The sequence below is a fragment of the Kitasatospora sp. NPDC088264 genome, assembly GCF_040685715.1.
In the GTDB taxonomy this organism is placed as follows: Bacteria; Actinomycetota; Actinomycetes; order Streptomycetales; family Streptomycetaceae; genus Kitasatospora.
This window is the reverse complement of sequence record NZ_JBFBIR010000129.1, coordinates 1-3829: the sequence shown is the minus strand read 5'-3', so window position 1 is coordinate 3829 and position 3829 is coordinate 1. Positions and strand designations below refer to the sequence as shown.

1 protein-coding gene is annotated in these 3829 nt (G+C 76.1%); it reads left to right on the top strand.

The features are described from left to right. Window positions 1-3829: condensation domain-containing protein (locus tag AB0O82_RS38535; protein WP_363589701.1), on the top strand; the 3829-nt coding region annotated here is incomplete at both ends.

Here is a 3829-nt window from a genome sequence, read left to right as displayed (position 1 = left end):
TCGAACGCCGCGACCACCAGGTCAAGATCCGCGGCCGCCGCGTCGAAACCGGCGAGATCGAAGCCGTCATCCGCTCCCTCGACACCGTCGCCGACACCGCCGTCGCCGTCCTCCCCGACGCCTCCGGCAACCCCCGCCTCATCGGCTACCTCACCGGCCCCGGCGTCGACCCCGCGCAGGTCCGGGCCGAACTCTCCCAACTGCTGCCCGGATACATGATCCCGGCGTCCTGGCTCGTCCTCGACGCCATGCCGCTCACCCCCAACGGCAAGCTCGACCGCAAGGCCCTGCCCAAGCCCGCCCTCGCCGAGCAGGACACCCTCCGCGGCCCCCGCACCGAGCGCGAGCGGGTCCTCTGCGACATCCTCGCCGAGGTCCTCGGCACCGGCCGGGTCGGCATCGACGAGGACTTCTTCGCCCTCGGCGGCGACAGCATCCGCTCCATCCAGGTCGTCAGCCGCGCCCACAAGGCCGGACTCACCCTCACCACCCGCGACATCTTCACCCACAAGACCGCCGCCGCCCTCGCCCGGGTCGCGGGCGGCGCCGACCCCACGGCGGCGACCGCGCCCGCCGAGGACGCCGGCGGCACCGGCCCGTACGAACTCACCCCGATCATGGGCCAGTTGCACGACGACACCACCAGCCTCACCGGCCCGGTCGTCAAGTACAGCCAGCACGTGGTCGTCCGGGTCCCCGCCGCCCTGGACGCCGAACTGCTCGACGCGGCCCTGCACACCCTGGTCGACCACCACGACGCGCTGCGCACCCGGGCCACCGAACCCGCCCCCGGCCTGTGGCACCTGGAGGCACTGGCCCCCGGCGCGCTCGCCGGCGTCCGCCTGGTCGCCACCGCCGAGAACGGCGCCGGCAGCGGCGCCGACGACCAGGACGCCCTCGGCTTCGCCGAGCGGCAGGCCGCCGCCGCCCGCGCCCGGCTCGACCCCGCCGCCGCCGTGATGATCCAGGCCGTGCTGATCGGCGCGGCCCCCGGCGCCGACACCGCCCTGCTGGTGCTCTCCGCCCACCACCTGGTCATCGACGGCGTGTCCTGGCGGATCCTGCTGCCCGACCTCGCCGCCGCCTGCGAGGCGCTGGCGGCCGGCCGCACCCCCGCCCTCGACCCGGTCGGCACCTCCTACCGCGCCTGGTCCCAGCTGCTCGCCGCGCAGGCCCGAACCCAGGTCCGCGGCCCCGAACTCGCCCTCTGGCAGTCGATCCTGACCGGCCCCGACCCGCTGGTCGGCACCCACCGGCTCGACCCCGAGACGGACGTCTACGGCACCCAGCGCACCCTGCGCCTGGAGCTCGGCCCCGAGGTCACCGGCCCGCTGCTCACCGACGTCCCGGCGGCCTTCCACGCCGAGGTCAACGACGTCCTGCTGACCGGCCTCGCCCTCGCCGTCGCCGACTGGCGCCGCCGGCACGGCCGCGCCGACTACGCCCAGACCCTGATCGAGCTGGAGGGCCACGGCCGCGAGCAGCTCGGCGACGGCCTCGACCTGTCCCGCACCGTCGGCTGGTTCACCAGCGCCTTCCCGATGCGCCTCGACCCCGGCACGCTCGACTGGGACGAGCTCTGGGCCGGCGGCCCCGCCCTCGCCGCCGCCCTCAAGCGGATCAAGGAGCAGCTGCGCGCGCTGCCCGACCGCGGCGTCGGCTACGGCCTGCTGCGCTACCTCAACCCGCACGCCGCCCGCGCCCTGGCCGGCCACCACAAGCCGCAGATCGGCTTCAACTACATGGGCCGCTTCGACGCCCGCGAGGCCCGCCTCTGGGAGCCGGCCGGCGGCGACGGCGTGGTCGGCACCGGCGCCCACCCCGCCATGCCGCTGCCGCACCTGCTCGACGTCACCCCGGCCACCGAGGACCGGCACGACGGCCCGCACCTGATCGCCAACTGGTCCTGGGCCGGCCGGACCGTCGCCGAGGAGGACGCCCAGGACGTCGCGGCCACCTGGTTCCGCGCCCTCGAACTGCTCGCCCGGCACGCCACCGCCCCCGGTGCGGGCGGCCGCACCCCCTCCGACCTGCCGCTGGTCGCCCTGGCCCAGGACGAGATCGAGGAGTACGAGGCCGAACTCGCCGAGGCCGGCACCGCCCTCGCCGACGTCCTGCCGCTCACCCCGCTCCAGCAGGGCATGCTCTTCCACGCCGACTACGACACCGCCGCCGGGGGCGGCGCGGACGCGGTCGACGTCTACACCCTGCAGATCGTCGCCGACATCGAGGGCGACCTCGACGCCGACGCCCTGCGCGCCGCCGGGCAGGCCCTGCTCGACCGGCACCCGAACCTGCGCGCCGCCTTCCGCGCCCGGGCCACCGGAGAGCCCGTCCAGGTCATCGCCCAGCACGCCGAACTGCCCTGGCTGGACGCCGACCTGACCGACCTGCCGGAGCCCGCCCGGGCCGCCGAGCTGAGCCGCATCACCGAGGCCGAGCGCACCCGCCGCTTCGACCTCGCCGCGCCGCCGCTGCTGCGCTTCGCGCTCGTCACCCACGGCGAGGGCCGGCACCGGTTCATCTGGACCAGCCACCACATCCTGGTCGACGGCTGGTCGATGCCGCTGCTCGTCCGCGAGCTGTTCGCGCTCTGCGCGCCCGGCGCGGACGTCGCGCTGCTGCCCGACCCGGCCCCGTACCGCTCGTACCTGGCCTGGCTGACCGCGCAGGACCGCACGGCGGCCCGGGCCGCCTGGCACGAGGTGCTGGCCGACGTCGACGAGCCCACCCTGCTCGTCCCCGCCGACCCGAGCCGCCTCCCGGTGCTGCCCGACGCGGTGCTCGCCGAGGTGCCGCGCGAGCTGACCGCCGCGCTCGCCGGCTGGGCCCGCACCCAGGGCCTGACCGTCAACACCGTGGTGCAGGGCTGCTGGGCGCTGCTGCTCGGGCGGCTCACCGGCCGCCAGGACGTGGTGTTCGGCGCCGTCACCTCCGGCCGCCCGGCCGAGGTCCCGGACGTCGAGTCGATGATCGGCATGTTCCTCACCACCGTGCCGGTCCGGGCCCGACTGCACCCCGATGCCACCCTCGCCGAACTGCTGCACGCCCTCCAGGACCAGCAGACCGCGCTGCTCCCGCACGAGCACCTCGGGCTCGCCGCGATCCACCAGGCCGCCGGCCTGTCCGGCGAGGTCTTCGACACCGTGGTGCTGTTCGAGAACTTCCCGCTGGACGAGAACGGCCTCGACACCGGCGTCGCCGACGGCCCGCGCATCGTCCGCACCGAGGCCCTCGACGCCCGGCACCACCCGCTGAGCCTGGTGGTCCACCCCGGCGACAGCCTGCACCTGCGGCTGGACTACAACCCCGGCCTGTTCGGCCGGGCCGAGGTCGAGCGGGTCTCGGCGATCTTCCAGCACCTGCTGCGGACCGTCGCCGAGCGGCCCGGACTGCCGCTCGCCCAGGTCGACGTGACCGGCCCGGCGGACCTCACCGGCACCGGCACCCCCGGCGAGCTGGGCGGACTGCTCGGCACATGGGACCCGTCGATCCCCGAGGAGAGCCTCGGCGTCGTCGAGCGGGTGCGCGCCGTCGCCGCCCGCACCCCCGAGGCGACCGCCGTCACCGACGGCGCCGGCTCGCTGACCTACCAGGAACTGGTCGAGGCGGCCGGCGGCCTGTCCGCGGGCCTCGCGGAGGCCGGGGTCACCACCGGCTCGGTGGTCGCGATGCTCGCCGAGCCCGGCGTCCCGTTCATCGCCGGCGTGCTGGGCGTGATCGGCGCCGGCGGTGCCTACCTGCCGCTCGACCCGGCCGCCCCGGCCGCCCGCAACACCGGGCTGCTGGAGGACGGCGGCGCCCGCCACCTGCTGGTCGGCGCCGGGTA